Raw genomic sequence first — 18130 nt, forward strand, 5'->3', positions numbered from 1 at the left:
CGTCGCCATGCCAACCTATCTTTCGTGATCCAACCAGAGGAGGCCATCATGGCGGATCCAATCACGGACAAAATCGACGAAACGCATGAGCTTATCGCCTCGGACAAGGTCGAAGGCACGGCGGTCTATTCGCGCACCAACGAGAAGCTGGGGACCGTCAACCATTTCATGGTCGACAAGCGCACGGGCCATGTCGCCTACGCGGTGATGAGTTTTGGTGGCTTCCTGGGCCTGGGCAGCCGCTATCATCCCCTGCCGTGGAGTGCCTTGACTTACGATCCGAATCTGGGGGGCTATGTTGTGGACTTGACGCCGGAACAACTGAAATCGGCGCCCAGCTATACGTCGGAAGCCCTGCCAAATTGGGATGATCAAGTATACAGTCATCGGATCGATGAATATTACGAAGGCACCATGGGACACTGAACACGATATCGGCCTTCGATATCTTTCATTGCAGTGTGTCCTTGCGCCGTACTCGACACCAGGTCAATCGATACAGGGTGCCGCCATTATGTGGCGGCACCCTGTATGACGCGACCGCCCGTCAATGCGGCCGCTGATCGGGCGGAATGCCGCCCGGCGCCGGATTGTGCGCGCGCTTTATCTCCTCGGGCGAGGCCGGCCTCATCTTCAAAGGGGGCTTCGGAGTTGGAGAGACCTGGTCCCGTTTCAACTGAGGCCACTCAGGCAATTTTTCGGAAGGCGGGACAGTCTTCCGCTTCTGGTCGGGGCTATTTCCGGATTGCGGTTTCATCGCCGACGGTGAAGGTGGAGCTTGCGGAACGTCGGGCGGTTGCGCGGCCATGATCGTATACGGCACCAGTGCAAGAGCTGCCGACAAAATTATGGGCATTCGCTTGGACACCTTGTTCCGCATCTGAATGCGGCATCCATGGAAATCACATGTTTTTCTTGAAAATCTTTCGATCGGCATGCTGATTTTTTTATTTATCCTCATGATCCCGCTCTCCATTGAAGGCATATCGTGCCAACGGTCTCCCCACGACCGGGTTGCGGCGAAATTTCGGATCGCTCTCCCTTACGCGAACGCCTGATCGATCGAAGAAGAAAATTGCCCATTTTAAATATTTCATTCACATATCGCGCCAAGTAATTTAATAACAATGCTTTAGATACCCAAGACAAAGCTTAAGCTTATTCAATTTTTCCTCACATTATGGTGTTAATTTTTTTGACAATTATGGATATTTTTGTGCTTTTATTTGCATGCGGGTCGTCCGCCTAAGGCGAAACGCTTCTCTCTTAAATCGACAGGAGGAAATAATGGCCCAGACACGTGGTTTCGGTGCGATGGATGAAAAGAAACAACAGGATATCGCGTCGAAGGGCGGCCAGAGCGTCGCCCCTGAAAACCGATCTTTTTCCAAGGATCATGAACTCGCCGCCGAAGCCGGTCGCAAGGGCGGGCAAAGCGTGGCACCCGAGGATCGCTCCTTCTCCAAGGATCATGAGCTCGCCGCCGAAGCCGGCCGCAAGGGCGGACAAAGCGTGGCGCCGGAAGATCGCTCCTTCTCCAAGGATCATGAACTCGCCGCCGAAGCCGGCCGCAAGGGCGGGCAAAGCGTGGCGCCCGAGGATCGCTCCTTCTCCAAGGATCATGAACTCGCCGCCGAGGCCGGCCGCAAAGGGGGTAGCGCAAGTCACGGTTCGGACGACACCGGCGACGGCAGCTAGAGCAGATCCCATTCAAACGGAATCGTTTGAATGGGTGAAGATGCTCGATAAAATAACGACATAGAGCATTTCCGCTGAACCGGTGTTCAGTGGAAATGCTCTAAGGTATAATCTCCCTCGGGAAAAACAGATTGGCAGAGAGCGGAAAAGCCGTGGCGCACCGCGCGACGGCAGCCCGCTCTCATGCATCATTCAACGGACATGGAAATGCGGACCCTCATCCCCTTTTTCCACGTGAGCGGCCACGCTCCAGAGTCCGATCCTGCGCCGCCTTACCTTCCGCTTCGGCCTGGAATGTTTCGCCTTTCCGCTCTTTCTCTTTGGTACGTCTAAGATTTTCTTTATTTTTCTTTCCGGATTCCTGCCGTGTCGCGCCAGCCTCATGCAGCGCAATCGCGATCGCCTGCTGCGGCTTCTTCACCGGCTTTCCATCCTGCCCGCGCGTCTTGAGTTCCCCATGCTTGAACTCATGCATCACCCGTTCGACCGTCTCTTTCTGTTCCCTCGACTGTTTTGCCATGATGGTACTCCATTCGTGCGTAGCTTGCCGCCGACGTCCGTCCATGGACTCCAGACTAAGAAACGCAGATGGAGACGGATACGGCATTATCAAGCGTGTTTTGCCGGTTCCTTTTGTTTTTTCCTATGTGGTATTTGATATGACCTTGCCCCCTGAAATTGAAGTAAGTGCCAGATTATAAGACGTGATTGGCGTAGGTCATGATGCGATGGACACCATCCATGATATCCGGGGCAACCTCAGCGCTGCCGTCATCGTTACGGCCATATCGATCTGCCGTCGATCCGGCCGATTGTGACGCGGAGTGGAACCGTTCGATGGCCGCTGCCGGGCTGTGGCCGGCGTTATCGGGCCGAGGCACGAACATGACCGCCGCCACCAGGGCGATCAGCGACACGCTGCTCTCGGCCCGGATCTGTGGACGTGGCGGCGGCAGTTGCGGTGGGGGCGAGCTTGGCGGCTGGGCTCGCGTCAATAATGCATCCCTCAAAGCCTGGGACTAAACGCTTAGGCTCTATGACGACTTGACCGACGCAGAGCCTGTGGCGGCTGTCCATAAACGCGCAGGCATGCACGACGCATGCGTTCGAGATCACGGAAGCCGACATGCAAGGCGATCTGGTTGAGCGGTTCGCTCGTATTTTCGATACGTGGGAGAGCGGCGTCACACCGCAGGCGCTCAACAGCGCGAGCCGGCGTCTCCCCCGTCTCCACGACGAACTGTCGGGCAAACTGGCGTGGACTGATCTTCGCGACATCTGCCAGTTGCTCAACCGACAATGGCTCCCGCAAGTGCGTATGAATATAGGCAATAGCATCGCGAATGCGCCCCGGGCGCGGCTCCAGGTCGAGAAGAGTCGAAAACTGAGACTGGCCGCCACTGCGGCGATGATAAACCACAAGTTCTCTTGCGACAGCCTTGGATGTTTCGATCCCAAAATCCTCTTCGATCATCGCCAGTGCAAGGTCAATGCCGGCGGTAATGCCGGCCGAGGTCCAGATCGCACCGTCGTGAATGAAAATCCGGTCGGCCTCGACCTTGAGCAAAGGGTAGCGACGCTGGAGATCAGCCGTATGACGCCAATGGGTCGTCACGCGATGTCCGTCAAGCAGCCCGGCTGCCGCCAGAACGAACGTTCCTGTGCAGACGCTGGCGCTGCGCCGCGCATGGGGCGCCAGCATGCGCACGAGTGCAATCAGATCAGTCTGCCGGGAGAGCATCTCCGTGTCGGGGGCCCCCACGATCACAAGCGTATCGAGGCGCCCGGGCACAGATGGCTGGGCGGTGTCGATTGTCACTCCCGATGAACTGGCCACGGGCCCACCGGACACCGAGACGGTCCGGATGTCATAGCCCGTCGGATGAAAGTCGCGCGCCAGATGAAACGCGCATAACGGGCCACTCACGTCGAGGAGTTCGAAGCCGGGAAACACGACGAACCAGATGGTAAGGGTATCGGAGGGAATCGGCATCATCGTCTGTCACTCTATGGCAGAATACGAGGTATATATGTCATTTCTGCCATCCCCGACAGAGAATAGAATCCGAATGAGACGATACGCCTCATGAGGCAGGCGGTCGCCGGATGGTCGCGACACCGTTGTCAGGATCGCCGGAGCCGGAAAAAAAAGGAGCTTACATCATGATAGATACGCTTCGTTCTGGGACGAGCATCAATGGCATCGTTGTGCCGGACTCTTCTCTTGGCCGCGCGATCACGGAGTTCATTCGTGATATCGAAAGCGAACTGCTCTTTAATCATTCAAGCCGCGTCTACTTCTTCGGCGCGCTTGCCGGGCAGCAGCGCGAACTGACCTTCAATCCCGAACTCCTCTATGCTGCCGCGATGTTCCACGATATCGGATTGATGCCATCGCACAGCAGCGAGACTCTTCGTTTCGAAGTTGACGGCGCCAATGCCGCACGGGACTTCCTCAAGAGTCACGATGTCGATCCATCTGACATCGAAAAGGTCTGGACGGGCATCGCCCTCCACACGACCCCAGGCGTGCCGGAATTCATGCATCCCGTGATCGCGCTCACCACGGCCGGCGTCGAAATGGATGTTCTCGGCCTTACGTACGACCAATATCCCGACGCGGTCCGCGAGGCAATCGTCGCCGCCTTTCCAAGGGCACCGCATTTCAAGGAAGATATCATCCAGGCATTCTACGACGGTATCCGCCATAAGCCGGACACGACCTTCGGCAACGTAAAGGCGGATGTGATCGCTGATAAGGAGCCGCATTTTCACAAAGGAAACTTCTGCTCAATCATCCGCACATCGCGCTGGAATGCCTGATCCCGACCGCCTGGTCCAGATGACCGCGCTTCAGCCCCAGGAGCGCCAATATTCATATCAACGGGTATGTCATTGCCGGAGGAGGCGGCCGAGGCTGCACGTTCGGCGATCCGATGAAAGACATCACGGCGCGTTACGGGCCCGATGGCCTGATCAGATTGCTTAAGCAGCCCTCTTACAACTCTATCCTCACCTATGGCCGCCTGCCCGAATACGGAAAGTATCGCGACCATCCATCTCTCGGAAACGAGACTGTCGCCGCAGCACAGGTTCTCGCTGCCGGATGCGAATAAGCCAAACCGCGGCCGGTTACCCTGCTTCCGGAGGGGTAACGAGGAGGGCGCCCCTGAAGCCGCGGACCTGTTCAGTGAGGCGGACAAGATCGGATACCGGAGCGCCAATCGCTTGAGCAGGGTCGTCGCGAAGCATGTTGCGTCCTGGCGCAACGCAACGCCTTTCGAACGCGGCGTTACGACGGCCTGGCGCTCATCGTCCGAATTGCGTTGGCGTCGCACGAATTCCGCAGCTTCCGGACGCGTCACGAGAGGCGTTATCGTACTCGACTCCAGTGCGAGGCGATCGGCGACCGCTCCGACGGATTGCCCGTTCTTCTCCCAGAGCACGTTCATGACGAGATACTGCGGATAGGTGGTACCAAGCCGAAGCAACTCTTCGCAACGGGCTATTCCGCTTGTTTCCTTTTACCGAAGCGGCGATCACGTGAGATCGCCGTTGGTGTAGCGAGCGGCCGGAAGCGAACGCGAGAGGTTCGGCATCAAGGCATGGCGGGCGTTCTCGTAGGCTTCCCAGTCCGCGACATCGGGCAGCGAGGGGATCGTCACCAGTTCGCCCTGGTCCAGCCCCGCCAGAGCGGCGTCGACCATGTCCGTTGCCTTCATGACGATGCCGGACGGCAGGTGCTCGATCGGCGTGCCCGCCGCATTCCAGAACTCGGTGGCCGTGGCACCCGGCAGAACCGCCTGGACGTTGACACCGGTACCAGCCAGTTCCTTGTGCAATGACTGGGTCAGCGCCAACACGAAGGCCTTGGTGCCACCGTACACACCGTTCAGGACTTCAGGCGCAATGGCGCCAATCGACGAAATATTGACGATTAGCCCCTGTCCGCGGGCCACAAAACCCGGTAGCGCGGCATAGGTGAGTCGCGTGAGAGCGGTGACGTTCAGCCCGATCATCGCCTCCATCGCGTCGATATCGGATTGGAGAGCGGGCGCCGTCGCGCCGACACCGGCATTGTTGACCAGCGTGGTGATGCTGTGATCAGTCTTCAGAATGTCTGCCACCCGGCGGACGTCTGCGTCCTGACCCAGATCGGCGGTTACGACCTCAACGGACCGACCGGTCTCGTCGCTGATCCGCGCCGCCAGTTCGTCGAGCCGTGCGCGATTGCGCGCGACCAGGATCAGGTCATAACCGCGTCGGGCCAGCCGGTCCGCGTAGATCGCGCCGATCCCCGACGATGCTCCCGTCACCAGCGCCGTTCCCGGATGTTGCGTTGCCATTACCTTGGTTCCTTTTCGATGCGAAGGCGTGATGCCGTCGCTGGGTGGGACCATAGGCGGGCTGGCTTTTGTCTTGAATGTCGTATAAGCGTCAATTCAAGACAAAGGAGATCGCAGCTATGCAGCGCGTCGGGTTCATCGTCTACCCGGGGTTCCAGATCATAGGTCTCGCCGCTGCGACGGCGTTCGAGGTTGCCAATCTCGTCAGCGATCCGCCGGTCTACGAAGTATCGGTCCACTCGGAGAGCGGCGGCACGATCCGGGGATCAGACGCCGTTTCGGTCGACAGCGCGACGTTGGACGACACGCATTTCGACACCCTGATCGTCTTGGGCGGGACGGGGATCCCCGATCCTTCGCTGGGGCTGGTGGAGCATATTCGAATTGCCGCCAGAAGCGTACGTCGCCTCGCGTCGATCTGCACGGGTGCCTTCGTCCTGGCGGAAGCCGGATTGCTGGACGGCCGGCGCGCGACCACACACTGGCTTATGGCCTCCGAATTGCGCACCCGGTTTCCGGCGATCAAGGTGGAAGAGGACCGGATCTTCCTGATTGACGGCGCAATCTGGACCTCCGCCGGCATGAGTGCCGGGATCGACCTCGCGCTGGCGATGATCGAAAAGGATCTGGGCCGGGACATCACGCGATCAGTCGCGCAGAAGCTGGTGCTCTATCACCGTCGCGCCGGTGGCCAGTCACAGCATTCGACCTTGTTGGCACTGGAACCGAAATCGGACCGGATTCAGAATGCTCTGGATCATGCCCGGCGCAATCTGCGGAATAGTCTGTCCGTCGAGGAGCTGGCCGAGGCCGCGCATCTCAGTCCCCGCCAGTTCAGCCGCCTCTTTCGCGCCGAAACCGGGGAATCACCCGCCAAGGCGATCGAACAACTGCGCATCGAAGCCGCGCGCCTGATGCTGGAACAAGGTCGCCATCCGATTGAAGTCATCGCGCGCGAAACCGGCTTCGACGACCGCAACCGGATGCGCAGAGCCTTTCTGCGCGCCTATGGCGTGCCGCCGCAGGACATCAGGCGCAACCTCGCGGAGGCATAAGGCCGTCCGCCGCCCTTATCCAAGGCCGATCATCAGCAACCCGGCCCGCACGCCGTTTTCGAGGATCGCATCGGACTCGGCCCCCGATCCGATCACCCGCGCCAGTTGCAGCGTGCCGATCATCAACCCATAGAGCGCCTGTGCGGTCGCCCGCCGCGCCGCTGGCGTACCGGCAGGCAGGCTGTCCGCGATCTGCCCGACGAATTCCTCGCACGCGGCACGGAAGGCATCGCGCGTTTCTTCCGGATGCCGGGCGATTTCGGCCGATAATGCGGCCGCGACACACCCCCCACCCGGATTGTCGCGATGAGACGGGCTGAGATACCGGCGCAACCAGATCTCGGGCGGCGCGCCATCGCGGATCGCCTGCACGGTGGCACCGCCGGCACTCTCGCGCATCATGTCCAAGGTCTGCCGGACCAGATCCTCTTTCGACTCGAAATGTGTGTAGAACGCGCCGTTGGTCAGGCCGGCATCCGTCATCAGCCCGGCAATGCCGGCAGCCGCGATCCCATCCTGGCGAAAGCGCCGGCCCGCCACGTCGATGATATGCCGGCGCGTTTCCTCCCGACGACCTTTCTGATAGCGCATCCGTCCCTCTCGTCCCTGCTGCCGGAATTTAGAGCATCATCCGATCAGATGGAATCATCTGATCGGATAAAGATGCTCGCCAAAACAACGGTCTAGAGACGTATCCGTGAACCAGTGTGAACGGATACGACTCTAGGTCCGCGCCTATTGCATTACAATCATAATTCTACATTATGACCGTAATTCAACTGGAGGCACAGACAATGAGGCTACGTGACAAGACCGCCCTGATCACGGGCGGCAACAGCGGCATCGGCCTCGCCACGGCCGAACGCTTCGTCCAGGAAGGGGCACGGGTCGCGATCACGGGTCGCGACCGGAAGACGCTCGATGCGGCAGCGGCGAAGCTGGGGCCGAACGCGCTCGCCATACAGGCCGACCTGACCGAGGACGGCGCGGCCGAGCGTGCGATCGCCGCCACAATCGAGCGATTCGGCGCACTCGATGTCCTGTTCCTCAATGCCGGGATCTCGGGCAGTACGCCGGTCGGGACGACGATCCGCGCGGATTTCGAACGCATTATCGCGACCAACCTGACTGCCGTCTTCTTCACCGCACAAGCGGCTGCCCCTCACCTGAAGAAGGGTGGATCGATCGTTCTCAACGGATCGGTACACCAGGTACTGGGCATTCCGGGAGCGTCTGCCTATGCCGCAAGCAAGGGCGGGATCGGCGCGATGAACCGCGTTCTGGCATCGGAATTCGCACCGCGCGGCATCCGGGTGAACAGCGTGGTGCCGGGCGCCACCCGCACGCCGATCTGGGCCGCACGCGCGACGACCCCCGAGGCGCTGGCAGCGCTGGAAAATGGCTATTCCCGCTCCATTCCGCTGGGCCATTTCGGCGAAGCCGTGGATATCGCCAACGCGGTGCTGTTCCTGGCCTCAGATGAGGCACGGCATATCACCGGCACCGAGATCGTCGTCGATGGCGGCACGATCGGCGCGCCTGCCGGCTCCCCGATTTTCCGCGCCGAAACGTAAGACGACCACGATGTCCGAGAGCGCCAATGAGAGGATCGCCGACCTCATCGAAATCACCCCGATCAGCGAGCCCCGCGTGGCGGATCGCAAGGCGCGGACACGCGACGCCATCCTGACGGGACCGATCGCCGGAACATTGATGCGGCTCGCGCTGCCGACGATCGCCGTACTCCTGGCCCAGACGGCGGTTGGGGTGGCCGAAACCTACTATGTCGGTGTCCTGGGGACCGAGGCGCTGGCCGGCGTAGCACTGGTCTTTCCCGTCTATATGCTGATGGTCACCATGTCGAACGGTGGCCTGGGCAGCGGGGTGGCGTCGGCGCTCGCGCGGGCGATCGGCGCCGGGCGGCAGCACGACGCCGACGCTCTGGTGCTGCATGCCATCGTGCTGGCCACGATCGCCGGCGCGGTCTTTACCGTCGGGCTGCTCTGCGGCGGTCCCGCGCTCTATGGCGCGCTGGGCGGAAACGGCGCGTCCCTGCGCACGGCGCTGGCGTACTCGAATACCGTTTTCGGCGGCGCGGTCGCGATCTGGATCGTCAATCTGCTATCCGCCGCCTTGCGCGGGGCGGGGAACGTAAGGGTACCCGCATTGGTAACCCTGGTCGGGGCCGCGGTCATGATTCCGGCTTCTCCGGCCCTGATCTTCGGCTTCGGGCCGATCCCGCGTCTCGGCGTCGGAGGCGCCGGACTCGCGTTCGTGCTCTATTACGTCTGCGCGCTGATCGTCCTGTTACGCTACATGGCCTCGGGCCGGTCGGGCTTGAAACTGCGGATGGCACGCCTCGAATGGCGCCTGTTCGCGGATATCCTGAAAGTGGGCATCCCCACCGCATTGAATACGGTGCAGACGAATCTGACCGTCATCATCATGACCGGCGCGGTTGGAGGCCTCGGCGTCGACGCCATTGCCGGATATGGCATCGCCTCCCGGCTCGATTACGTGATGATCCCGATCCTGTTCGGCCTGTCCTCGGCCGTACTGACCATGGTCGGGATCGCGGTCGGCGCGGGACAGGCCGCTCGCGCGCGCAGGATTGCCTTGATCGGCGCAAGCGTGGGCGGTGCCTTCGCGGAAATCGTCGGGCTGGCCGTCGCCCTCGCCCCCACGCTCTGGAGCGGCCTGTTCACCGGCCAGGCGCCCGTCACGATAACCGCAACGACCTATCTGACGACAGTGGCCCCCACATACGGCTTCATGGCGGCGGGATTCGTGTTCGCCTTCGCCGTCCAGGGCGCAGGCCATGCCCTGTGGCCTTTTCTCGCCTATACCATGCGGACGTTGCTGGCGGCGGGTGGCGGGATGGTCGTCGTGCATGTCTTCCACGCCGGAATGGCGGCTTTGTCAGCCGCCGTGGCGATATCCTATATCGTTTTTGCCCCGATCTGCGGCGTGCCGATGCTGTCCCGGCGCCTGTGGCGCGTTCCCGCGAAACAGGACACCGCCTGACACACAAAGGCCATCGTGAAGCGCCAGCCATGCTCAGCGGCGCAGATTGATATCGTCCTCCTGCTGACGGATATCGTCCAGCCGTCATGCCGTCGTACGTCGATATCGGCATGACGACATCCTTCGGACGCGGCCCGAATGCGCAACCCCGTGTCATTCCGGCGCCCGCCGATGACCCTAATTGCCGGCCGCCCGGTCGATCGGCTGGACGCACGGGCATCAGCGACATCATACGCGTTCGCCTCGGCGATTCCGGACCAGACCGCGTCATCTTCCAGCAATCCCGCGAACGCCCCGAAAAACGCGACGATCTGTGCGTCCGATCTGGTCGCCAGCGCCTTGAAGGCCGCCGAAGGGGCTGAGATATCGTCGCAGCCCCCCGTCGGTCTGGCACAGCTCCAGCACATCTCCGGCCCGAAATTCATGCGCCAGGCCGGCCGCTACGGTGGCGGCACGGCCTGAGCTACCTCTTCGAAGCGTCCTTATCTTTGTTTTCGGGACGTAGGGAGTGCCGAAGGCACACCCTACTCTTTGGAAGCCCCCGTGAAATCCTTCGCCACCTCCGGCTCGCCGCCGTCAGGCTCGTTCGTCGGCTTTATGCGATACCAGATCGCATAAAGCGCCGGCAGGAACATCAGGATCAACCCGGTACCGGCCGCCGTGCCGCCGATCAGCGTATAGGCCAGCGAGCCCCAGAACACCGATTCCGTCAGCGGGATGAAGGCCAGTACGGCCGCCAGGGCCGTCAGGATGACCGGGCGGGCACGCTGCACGGTCGCCTCGACCACCGAATGGAACGGATCGAGCCCCGCCGCCTGATTGACCTTGATCTGTCCGATCAGGATCAGCGTGTTGCGCATCAGGATGCCCGACAGGCCGATCAATCCCAGGATCGCATTGAAACCGAACGGCTGATGGAAGATCAGCAGGGTCGGAACGGTCCCGATCAGCCCCAGCGGAGCCGTCAGGAACACCATGAACATGCCGGAGATGGATCGGGTCTCGAACACCAGGACGACCAGGGTCAGCAGGATCATCACCGGAAAGATCGGCACCAGGGCCTTGTTGGCCTTTCCGGATTCTTCCGCGTTGCCGCCGGCTTCGATGCGATAGCCAGGGGGCAGCGTCGCGCGGACGGGCGCCAGAGCCTGATCGATCTCCGTCGTGACCTGCGGCGGCTGCAGGTTTTCGTCGATATCGCTCTGAAGCGTGATCGTCGGAATCCGGTCACGCCGACGCAGGATAGGGTCTTCGGCACGGATCTCGACGTGACCGATCTGGCTGAGCGGAATCAATTGGCCCGTGCGGTTGCTGATGGTCATGTTGCCCAGCTTCGCCGGATCCAGACGATCCTGCCCCGCGCTGCGGACCACCAGATCGACGGTCCGGATGTCCTCGCGGATCTGGGTCACGGGCACGCCCAGCAGCAGGAACTGGATCTGTTCGGACGCTTCCTGGGGGGACAGGCCGATCAGTTGCAGCCGCGCCTGGTCCAGCACGAAATGCGCCGTCTGCACGCGCTCGCCCCAATCGGCATTGACCTGCCGTGTATGCGGATTGTTCCGCATGATCGTGCCGACCTGGGCCGCGATATCGCGCACCCGATCCGCATCCGGTCCCATGATACGGAACATAACCGGGAAATGCGTGTAGGGGCCGAAGACGAACTGCGTCACGCGGATCCGGGCATCAGGCGCCATCCCCTGGGCCACGGCCTGGCGCATACGATCGCGCAAGCGGTCGCGGTCCCGGGCGCTGGGAGTCAGGACGACGATTTTGGCAAAGGACGGATCAGGCAATTCCGGGTTGTACGCCAGGAAGAAACGCGGCGCGCCGGCACCCACATAGCTGGTGACGATCTTTGCCTCGGGCTGCGTCTTCAGCCATGCTTCCACACGGGCCGTGACCCGCGTTGTGGCTTCGATGCTGGTGCCCTCCGGCATCTGCACCTCGGCCAGCAGTTCCGGGCGGTCCGAACTGGGGAAGAATTGCTGCCGGACAGAGCCCATCCCGACGAAGGCCAGCAGGAACAACGCCAGCACCGCCCCCGCGACCATGAATTTGCGCCGCACGACCCATATGACGAGGCGCCGGAAGCGGCGGTAATTGGGCGTGGCGTAGATATGTTCGTAGGCGCCCTCGATCCGCTTGATGTCCGGCAGCAGCTTGACGCCGAGATAGGGCGTGAACACCACGGCCACGAACCAGGAGGTCAGCAGCGCATAGCCGACGATCCAGAAAATGTTGCCGGCGTACTCGCCGGCGGTGGAGCGCGCGAAGCCGACCGGGGTGAAACCGATAATCGTGACCAGCGTGCCGGCCAGCATCGGGGCCGCCGTGTGGCTCCAGGCATAGGCGGCGGCCTTCGTGCGTTCGTACCCTTCCTCCAGCTTCACCACCATCATCTCGATCGCGATGATCGCGTCGTCGACCAGAAGGCCCAGCGAGATGATCAACGCGCCCAGCGTGATGCGGTCCAGCGCCCGGCCGGTCACCAGCATGATGACCATGACGATCGACAGCGTCAGCGGCACGGCTGCCGCGACGACGATGCCGACCCGCCAGCCCAGGCTGACCAGGCTGACGACCATCACGACGCCGAGCGCCACGAAGAATTTCAGCATGAATTCGCCGACGGCGGCATGAATGATCCCGGCCTGGTCCACGATTTTCGTCAGCGTGACCCCGACAGGCAGTCCCGCCCCCAGCGTCTTCTCCGCCGCGGCCAGGGACTGGCCGAGCTTCAACCCGTTCCAGTGATCCTGCATCACGACGTTCAGCACCAGAGTCTGGGCTCCGGCATGCCGGACAAGGTAGGTCGGTGGGTCCTCGTACCCCCGCTCCACCGTCGCGATGTCCGAGATCTTGAGAGTCCGGCCGCCCGCCGCGATGGGGATGTCACGAATTTTCTGCAGGTCGTCCAGCGCGCCATCCAACCGCACGAAGACCTGCGGGCCGCGCGTATCGATCGAACCCGCGGCCGTCACCGCATTCTGACGTTCGAGCGCCGCGAACACGTCCTGCGTGCTGATCCCGAGCGTGACCAGTCTGGCATTGGAAAAATTGACGAAGATCCGTTCCGGCCGCTCGCCGATAATATCAACCTTGCGCACGCCCGGCACATGCAGCAGGCGCTGCCGCACCGTTTCGGCCTGGCGGACCAGCAGGCGTTCGGGCAGCCCATGGCCGTCCAGTGCGTAGACGGCGAAATCGACATCGGAATATTCGTCATTGACGAACGGTCCCTGCACGCCCTGCGGCAGAAGAGGCATGGTATCGTACAGCTTCTTGCGCGTCTGGTAGAATTGCTCGGGAACGGCGGCAGGCGGCGTGTTGTCCTTGAGCGTGACCATCATCAGCGCCAGGCCCGGCCGGGTCAATGTTTCCACCCGGTCGTACCATTGCAGTTCCTGCACCCGCTTTTCCAGGGGATCGGCCACCAGGTCCTGCATTTCCTGCGCCGTGGCGCCCGGCCAGACAGCGGTCGCCGTCAGGGTTTTGACGGTGAAGGCGGGGTCCTCGGCACGGCCGAGACTGAAGAACGCATAGGCGCCCGACAATGCCAGCGCCACAATCAGGAACAATGTGATCCCGCGCTCGCGCACCGCGAGGGCGGACAGGTTGAACCCGCTCATTGCATCGCGACCTTTGTCGAGGCGACCTGGACATGCTCGCCGACATGCAGATAGTGACCGCCGGCCGCCGCGATCAGCATGCCCGGGCGAAGATCCGCACCGGGGACGACCGTCGCCGTATCCTCGCCGATATGTGCGATCTGTACCGGATGAAAGCTGACTGTCGAAGCCAGGCCATCCACGCTCCAGACGCCGGGCCCCTTGCCCTCGTCATCGACGGCGCCCAACGGCACGACGAGCGCGGGCGGATCGTCGCTGGCTTCAGGCAGGTGGACACGCACCGTCGCCCCCAGCGGCGCGTCCGCGCCCGGCCCGTCCATGACGTAACGGGCCTCGAACGTGCGGGTACGCGGGTCGGCGGCGTCGGACAGTTGCCGCAGGTGCGCGGACACGCGGGAACCCTCGTCATACAGTTCGGCTTCCGCCGCGGAATGCAGGATCGGACGCACCCCTTCCGGCAGGTCGATCGCGGCCTCGCGCGGGCCGGCATGTGCCAGCACGATCACGGTCTGGCCGGCCGCGACGACGTGGCCCGGTTCCGCCAGGGTCTGGACGACGACACCGTCTTCATCCGCGCGCAGCAGGGAATAATCGTCCTGGTTGCGGGCAATCTTCTCCTGCGCGATCGCCGCATCCAGTTGCGCGCGGGCGCTGTCCGCTTCGGCCTTTACCTGATCGTAGGCCGAGGCCGCCACGGCACCGGTCGCGACAAGACCGCGATAGCGACGCTCATCCGCCGCGGCCTGGACCCAGCGGGCGCGCAACGATGCCACACTGCCGACCTGGGTCGTCACGGCATGGAGGTAATCCGTCGGGTCGAGGCGCATCAGCACCTGCCCCTTTGAGACAGTCTGTCCGGTGTCGACCAGGCGTTCGACGATCTTGCCGGACACGCGAAAGCCGAGATCGCTTTGGACGCGGGCCGCTACGACCCCCGTGTAGACATGCTCGGCAGTCGCTGCGGGTTCGATCCGCACCGTCTCCACGATACGGTCGGCCGTGCGCGGATCAGGATCGTCTTTGGGCTTGCAGGCCGACAGCCCGAAAACGGTGCAGATGCCGGCCGCTGCAAGAAAGGATAGGCGTGTTCCAGCCATGTTCGGGCTCCCAGCGGGTTTGGAAGCCCAAATTGTACACGAGTGACCGTATTGTCAATTGGTCACATAAACCTCGTACCAAATTCACGGTGCTAGGCTTCTCAAGACGAGACTGGCCAGCGTCGCCGCATCATCGTCCAACGTGTCCATGTGCTGCTCGAGCAGAAGGGGGTGATAGATCGACTGCAGGACCAGCATGATGGCGTGACAGGTCTCGTCAACGGGCGTCTTGCGCTCGAACTCGCCGCCCTCGCGGCCTTCGCGGATCAGGTGCTCGACCATGCCGCGCAACGCATCGGCGAAACTCCGGGCAGACGCCCATTCCTCCTCCACCGCCGAATAGACGATGTCGTGCAGTTTACGCTCGTGCGAAAACAGCGTGACCGTATTGCGCGCCAGAGCGAGGAAAACCCTGCGCATTCTGTCGGAAGCCGGCTTGTCGTCGTCGACGATCGCCTGGATATCCGCGCGCATCTTGCCATGCTGGAGCGCGCAGATCGCCTCGCCGATCGCTTTCTTCGACTCGAAGAATTTATAGATATAGGCTTTCGACAGACCGATGGCGTCGGCCAGATCGGCCATCGTGGTCTTCTTGTATCCATAATGCCCGAAATGCTCGATGGCCGCCGTCATGATCTGATCCCGGCGCTCGTGATCGACCGGGCCACGTTGTCCAGTGTGAGGCGCGCGCATCCTGTTTCCCCTGGCTGAATTTGACCTCTTAGATAAGACACGGGCGGTGAATTGACAACGAGTGACGGATATGTATATCAGTCACTCGACTACAGCAGGGCAACGCGTGTCCGAGGCTTATCGAAGGTCGAACGCCATGAATTCCACACTTCCTGCAACAAGGCGGAACACGGCACCCCCGCGCCGCCGGGCAACGACCGGATTGCTGAAGCCGGCCATGACACTCTCCCTGGCCATGATGATGTCCGCCTGCGCGGTCGGCCCGGATTACAGGGCGCCGGATGCACGTCTCCGTCCTTTCCACAGCGCAGCAGCCATCGACGCCCGGCACGTCACGGCGGCACCGTCGCTCGACACGTGGTGGGAGGGATTTCACGACCCCGAACTGGTGCGCATCGAACAGCGTGTGCTGACCCAGAACCTGGACCTCGCGGCCGCCATAGCCCGCGTCCGCCAGGCGCGGGGCGCCGCGGAAGCAGCTACCGCACGCCTGTTGCCGACGCTGGATTTCGCCCCGCAGGCCTCCGCGAACCGGTTGTCCCAGGAGGGGCTGATCGGCCATGTCGTACGGACCGTCCCCGGTTTCCACCGTGACTATCGCACCTATGACGTCAGCGGCGTGGCAAGCTGGGAAATCGATCTGTTCGGCGGCCTCAGGCGCGGGCAGGAAGCCGCACGGGACGAGGAAGAGGCCGCGCAGGTGGAACGTGTGGGTGAGCGTATCACCGTGGCGGCCGACGCCGCCGACGCTTATTTCCAGATCCGGGGAGACCAAGCACGGCTCGCCGTCGCGGAAAGGCAGATTACCGTGGACACCCATCTGCTGGATCTGGTCCGCCAGCGACGCACACAGGGCATTTCGAACGAGCGGGAACTCGCCCAGGCGGAGGCTTTGCTGCAATCCGCGCGCCAGACCGTGCCGTTGATCCGCATCGCCCTCGAAGCTCAGACTAATCGTCTTGACGTGCTGATGGGCGCTCAGCCCGGCACCTACGCCGCCGAGTTGGGAACGCCGTCCGACATTCCAGCCATTCCGGCCATCGGCGCCAGCGACAAGCCCACGGACATGCTGCGTCGCCGACCGGACATTCTGGCTGCGGAGCGCCGTCTGGCGGCATCGAACGCACGGATCGGCGAGGCGCTGGGCGATTACTATCCCAAATTGTCACTCACCGGAATTCTGGGCTTTCAAAGTCTCAGTCCCAACAGGCTTTTCACAGCACCCGGTTTCCAGGCGACGGGGTCCGGAGCAATTCGCTGGCGGATCTTCGATTTCGGCAAGATCGACGCCGAGGTGCAGCAGGCCCGTGGCGCCAATGCCGAGGCCCTGGCGCGTTACCGGCTGACGGTCCTGCATGCGGCCGAAGATGTAGAAAATGCTTTCACGACCCTGGTACAGACGGAGCAGCGCACAGGCGACTTGCAGACTGAAGTCGCCTCGCTGACGCGCGCGCGCGATCTGTCCCAGCAATCTTTCCAGGCGGGCGTCATTCCTTTGACGGACGTGCTCGACGCAGATCGGCAGCTTCTGGACTCGCAGGACCAACTTGCCCTAAACCGGGCAAACGCGGCACGCGCAGCCGTAAGTTCATTCAGAGCGTTGGGCGGAGGCTGGCCCACCTGACGGAGTTGATCCGGCAGACGTGGCAGAAGATAGACTCTTTGCTCTTTTGCATGATGATCGTCCTGCTTGCACACGCGCTCGCGTCATGCGAAGCGCAGATCTTGAATATTTCAAGCTTGCCGTGGAGGCCGGCAGTCTGGCAAGGGCAGCCATGATTCGTGGCATGAGACTTTCTACCTTCGCCCGTGCCATCGACAGGCTCGAAGATGAGTTGGCGTCACCTCGCGGAGCGAAACCACACCGGCATTCGTTTGACGGCAGCCGGGAACGTGACAATTTAGAGAGTTTCTTTTTTTCTTGATGGTCTCAATGAGGTCAAAACCTTGGGCAGGACACTTGGGGCGGACCGCCGGGGAGTTGTTCGGATCGACAGCCTGCCACCTCCAGCCGACGGGAGGTTCAAGCTTGCATTATCCGTTTAGAAAAGAAAATATTCTCTTCCCAGACATTGTTCGTGTCCGCGATTAAGACGAAGTCCATCAACCCCCGTTCGGCAACCTGCGCGATATGCGTCAGGTTTTCGGTGCTGACGCTGGCCTGGGGATGTGCTTCGCGGGATGGCACCAGGCGCCGATATGGCGCCCCGACGGTTTGAAGAACAACCCCTTCTTCATTTTTTCGTGCATTCATGGACCCGATTCACCCTTCGGAAAACAGGACGATATTTGAAAACGGACAGCAGATAGTGTGATACGCCATGTTTTACACAACCCTGTTTCGCAAAGGCGTCCCGTTTTCCATATGGGTTATATTGTCGAGCAGGATGCTACGACGTTGCGCGCATAGAACTGGCTATCACCCGCATGAAATTCGACCGCCCGTGGTCCTCATGAGGGGACCACTTCAGGGCTATGGAGGCCCGGCCAGCGATCCCGCCAAAGCGCCGGGACGCCGCCGTTTCCTGCCCGCAAATGAGCTTATCGCAACCGCCATCTGGTGGAAAATCTTGGGGTTCGCC

General features: G+C 61.8%; 20 protein-coding genes. 9 read left to right on the forward strand and 11 right to left on the reverse strand.

Annotated features, from left to right (window positions below; translation table 11 throughout):
• Positions 1-48: 48 nt before the first annotated feature.
• Positions 49-426 (forward strand): PRC-barrel domain-containing protein, encoded by a 378-nt coding sequence (locus AAC691_RS07930; protein ID WP_176638372.1) that lies wholly within the window; start codon positions 49-51, stop codon positions 424-426.
• Between the two features lie 121 nt (positions 427-547).
• Here AAC691_RS07930 and AAC691_RS07935 read toward each other — a convergent pair whose 3' ends face one another.
• On the reverse strand, positions 548-961 hold the full coding sequence (locus AAC691_RS07935) for a hypothetical protein (RefSeq protein WP_342629622.1): 414 nt from the start codon (positions 959-961) through the stop codon (positions 548-550).
• A 326-nt stretch (positions 962-1287) separates the two neighbouring features.
• Between AAC691_RS07935 and AAC691_RS07940 the strand changes: the two genes are divergently transcribed.
• Positions 1288-1698: a general stress protein gene (locus tag AAC691_RS07940; protein ID WP_342629623.1), complete on the forward strand. Its 411-nt coding sequence runs from the start codon at positions 1288-1290 to the stop codon at positions 1696-1698.
• Positions 1699-1915: 217 nt separating this feature from the next.
• On the opposite strand, the gene AAC691_RS07945 is transcribed toward AAC691_RS07940, so the two are convergent.
• From AAC691_RS07945 to AAC691_RS07955, 3 genes are all read right to left on the reverse strand, one after another.
• Positions 1916-2218: a DUF6496 domain-containing protein gene (locus AAC691_RS07945; protein WP_342629624.1), complete on the reverse strand. Its 303-nt coding sequence runs from the start codon at positions 2216-2218 to the stop codon at positions 1916-1918.
• Between the two features lie 175 nt (positions 2219-2393).
• Complete coding sequence (locus tag AAC691_RS07950) at positions 2394-2615, reverse strand: hypothetical protein (protein WP_342629625.1); 222 nt, start codon at positions 2613-2615, stop codon at positions 2394-2396.
• 110 nt (positions 2616-2725) lie between these two features.
• Positions 2726-3694 carry a GlxA family transcriptional regulator gene (locus AAC691_RS07955; RefSeq protein WP_342629626.1) on the reverse strand — a complete coding sequence of 323 codons (969 nt, stop codon included), beginning with the start codon at positions 3692-3694 and terminating at the stop codon, positions 2726-2728.
• Between the two features lie 167 nt (positions 3695-3861).
• Here AAC691_RS07955 and AAC691_RS07960 point away from each other — a divergent pair, with 167 nt between their 5' ends.
• On the forward strand, positions 3862-4521 hold the full coding sequence (locus AAC691_RS07960) for an HD domain-containing protein (protein ID WP_342629627.1): 660 nt from the start codon (positions 3862-3864) through the stop codon (positions 4519-4521).
• On the opposite strand, the gene AAC691_RS07965 is transcribed toward AAC691_RS07960, so the two are convergent.
• Together AAC691_RS07965 and AAC691_RS07970 are read right to left on the reverse strand one after the other, a co-directional pair.
• Positions 4470-5189, reverse strand: a complete 720-nt coding sequence (locus AAC691_RS07965; RefSeq protein WP_342629628.1) for a MarR family transcriptional regulator — start codon at positions 5187-5189, stop codon at positions 4470-4472. The two genes, AAC691_RS07960 and AAC691_RS07965, sit on opposite strands and share 52 nt — an antisense overlap.
• A 48-nt stretch (positions 5190-5237) precedes the next feature.
• Entirely contained in the window at positions 5238-6044 is an 807-nt protein-coding gene (locus AAC691_RS07970; RefSeq protein ID WP_176638378.1) for an SDR family oxidoreductase, read from the reverse strand.
• Positions 6045-6163: 119 nt separating this feature from the next.
• Here AAC691_RS07970 and AAC691_RS07975 point away from each other — a divergent pair, with 119 nt between their 5' ends.
• Positions 6164-7099 carry a GlxA family transcriptional regulator gene (locus tag AAC691_RS07975; protein WP_342629629.1) on the forward strand — a complete coding sequence of 312 codons (936 nt, stop codon included), beginning with the start codon at positions 6164-6166 and terminating at the stop codon, positions 7097-7099.
• A 15-nt stretch (positions 7100-7114) separates the two neighbouring features.
• Here AAC691_RS07975 and AAC691_RS07980 read toward each other — a convergent pair whose 3' ends face one another.
• On the reverse strand, positions 7115-7690 hold the full coding sequence (locus tag AAC691_RS07980) for a TetR family transcriptional regulator (RefSeq protein WP_342629630.1): 576 nt from the start codon (positions 7688-7690) through the stop codon (positions 7115-7117).
• A 203-nt stretch (positions 7691-7893) separates the two neighbouring features.
• Here AAC691_RS07980 and AAC691_RS07985 point away from each other — a divergent pair, with 203 nt between their 5' ends.
• From AAC691_RS07985 to AAC691_RS07995, 3 genes are all read left to right on the forward strand, one after another.
• Entirely contained in the window at positions 7894-8673 is a 780-nt protein-coding gene (locus tag AAC691_RS07985) for a glucose 1-dehydrogenase (protein ID WP_342629631.1), read from the forward strand.
• Positions 8674-8683: 10 nt separating this feature from the next.
• Entirely contained in the window at positions 8684-10123 is a 1440-nt protein-coding gene (locus AAC691_RS07990) for an MATE family efflux transporter (RefSeq protein WP_342629632.1), read from the forward strand.
• Between the two features lie 138 nt (positions 10124-10261).
• The gene (locus AAC691_RS07995; protein ID WP_342629633.1) at positions 10262-10585 is read left to right on the forward strand and encodes a hypothetical protein; all 324 of its coding nucleotides are present in this window, start codon (positions 10262-10264) and stop codon (positions 10583-10585) included.
• A gap of 62 nt (positions 10586-10647) precedes the next feature.
• Here AAC691_RS07995 and AAC691_RS08000 read toward each other — a convergent pair whose 3' ends face one another.
• The 3 genes from AAC691_RS08000 to AAC691_RS08010 all read right to left on the reverse strand — a co-directional run bounded on the left by AAC691_RS08000 (position 10648) and on the right by AAC691_RS08010 (position 15488).
• A complete protein-coding gene (locus tag AAC691_RS08000) occupies positions 10648-13758 on the reverse strand; it encodes an efflux RND transporter permease subunit (RefSeq protein WP_342629634.1) in 3111 nt (1036 codons plus the stop codon).
• Entirely contained in the window at positions 13755-14855 is a 1101-nt protein-coding gene (locus AAC691_RS08005) for an efflux RND transporter periplasmic adaptor subunit (protein WP_342629635.1), read from the reverse strand. The genes AAC691_RS08000 and AAC691_RS08005 overlap by 4 nt, the downstream gene beginning before the upstream one ends.
• Before the next feature lie 84 nt (positions 14856-14939).
• Positions 14940-15488 carry a TetR/AcrR family transcriptional regulator gene (locus AAC691_RS08010; RefSeq protein WP_342629636.1) on the reverse strand — a complete coding sequence of 183 codons (549 nt, stop codon included), beginning with the start codon at positions 15486-15488 and terminating at the stop codon, positions 14940-14942.
• 277 nt (positions 15489-15765) lie between these two features.
• Here AAC691_RS08010 and AAC691_RS08015 point away from each other — a divergent pair, with 277 nt between their 5' ends.
• Both AAC691_RS08015 and AAC691_RS08020 read left to right on the forward strand, forming a co-directional pair.
• Positions 15766-17172 carry an efflux transporter outer membrane subunit gene (locus tag AAC691_RS08015; RefSeq protein ID WP_342629637.1) on the forward strand — a complete coding sequence of 469 codons (1407 nt, stop codon included), beginning with the start codon at positions 15766-15768 and terminating at the stop codon, positions 17170-17172.
• A gap of 19 nt (positions 17173-17191) precedes the next feature.
• Positions 17192-17473 (forward strand): LysR family transcriptional regulator, encoded by a 282-nt coding sequence (locus AAC691_RS08020; protein WP_342629638.1) that lies wholly within the window; start codon positions 17192-17194, stop codon positions 17471-17473.
• Between the two features lie 98 nt (positions 17474-17571).
• On the opposite strand, the gene AAC691_RS08025 is transcribed toward AAC691_RS08020, so the two are convergent.
• Complete coding sequence (locus tag AAC691_RS08025; RefSeq protein ID WP_342629639.1) at positions 17572-17802, reverse strand: hypothetical protein; 231 nt, start codon at positions 17800-17802, stop codon at positions 17572-17574.
• Between the last annotated feature and the right edge of the window lie 328 nt (positions 17803-18130).

Source organism: Nguyenibacter vanlangensis, assembly GCF_038719015.1.
Taxonomy (GTDB): Bacteria; Pseudomonadota; Alphaproteobacteria; order Acetobacterales; family Acetobacteraceae; genus Gluconacetobacter; species Gluconacetobacter vanlangensis.

Bases quoted from the DNA above. Each gene is read 5' to 3' on its own strand.
- AAC691_RS07930 (WP_176638372.1), top strand. From the start codon at position 49: ATGGCGGATCCAATCACGGACAAAATCGACGAAACGCATGAGCTTATC.
- AAC691_RS07935 (WP_342629622.1), bottom strand. From the start codon at position 961: ATGAGGATAAATAAAAAAATCAGCATGCCGATCGAAAGATTTTCAAGA.
- AAC691_RS07940 (WP_342629623.1), top strand. From the start codon at position 1,288: ATGGCCCAGACACGTGGTTTCGGTGCGATGGATGAAAAGAAACAACAG.
- AAC691_RS07945 (WP_342629624.1), bottom strand. From the start codon at position 2,218: ATGGCAAAACAGTCGAGGGAACAGAAAGAGACGGTCGAACGGGTGATG.
- AAC691_RS07955 (WP_342629626.1), bottom strand. From the start codon at position 3,694: ATGATGCCGATTCCCTCCGATACCCTTACCATCTGGTTCGTCGTGTTT.
- AAC691_RS07960 (WP_342629627.1), top strand. From the start codon at position 3,862: ATGATAGATACGCTTCGTTCTGGGACGAGCATCAATGGCATCGTTGTG.
- AAC691_RS07970 (WP_176638378.1), bottom strand. From the start codon at position 6,044: ATGGCAACGCAACATCCGGGAACGGCGCTGGTGACGGGAGCATCGTCG.
- AAC691_RS07975 (WP_342629629.1), top strand. From the start codon at position 6,164: ATGCAGCGCGTCGGGTTCATCGTCTACCCGGGGTTCCAGATCATAGGT.
- AAC691_RS07980 (WP_342629630.1), bottom strand. From the start codon at position 7,690: ATGCGCTATCAGAAAGGTCGTCGGGAGGAAACGCGCCGGCATATCATC.
- AAC691_RS07985 (WP_342629631.1), top strand. From the start codon at position 7,894: ATGAGGCTACGTGACAAGACCGCCCTGATCACGGGCGGCAACAGCGGC.
- AAC691_RS07990 (WP_342629632.1), top strand. From the start codon at position 8,684: ATGTCCGAGAGCGCCAATGAGAGGATCGCCGACCTCATCGAAATCACC.
- AAC691_RS07995 (WP_342629633.1), top strand. From the start codon at position 10,262: ATGCGCAACCCCGTGTCATTCCGGCGCCCGCCGATGACCCTAATTGCC.
- AAC691_RS08000 (WP_342629634.1), bottom strand. From the start codon at position 13,758: ATGAGCGGGTTCAACCTGTCCGCCCTCGCGGTGCGCGAGCGCGGGATC.
- AAC691_RS08005 (WP_342629635.1), bottom strand. From the start codon at position 14,855: ATGGCTGGAACACGCCTATCCTTTCTTGCAGCGGCCGGCATCTGCACC.
- AAC691_RS08010 (WP_342629636.1), bottom strand. From the start codon at position 15,488: ATGACGGCGGCCATCGAGCATTTCGGGCATTATGGATACAAGAAGACC.
- AAC691_RS08015 (WP_342629637.1), top strand. From the start codon at position 15,766: ATGACACTCTCCCTGGCCATGATGATGTCCGCCTGCGCGGTCGGCCCG.
- AAC691_RS08025 (WP_342629639.1), bottom strand. From the start codon at position 17,802: ATGAATGCACGAAAAAATGAAGAAGGGGTTGTTCTTCAAACCGTCGGG.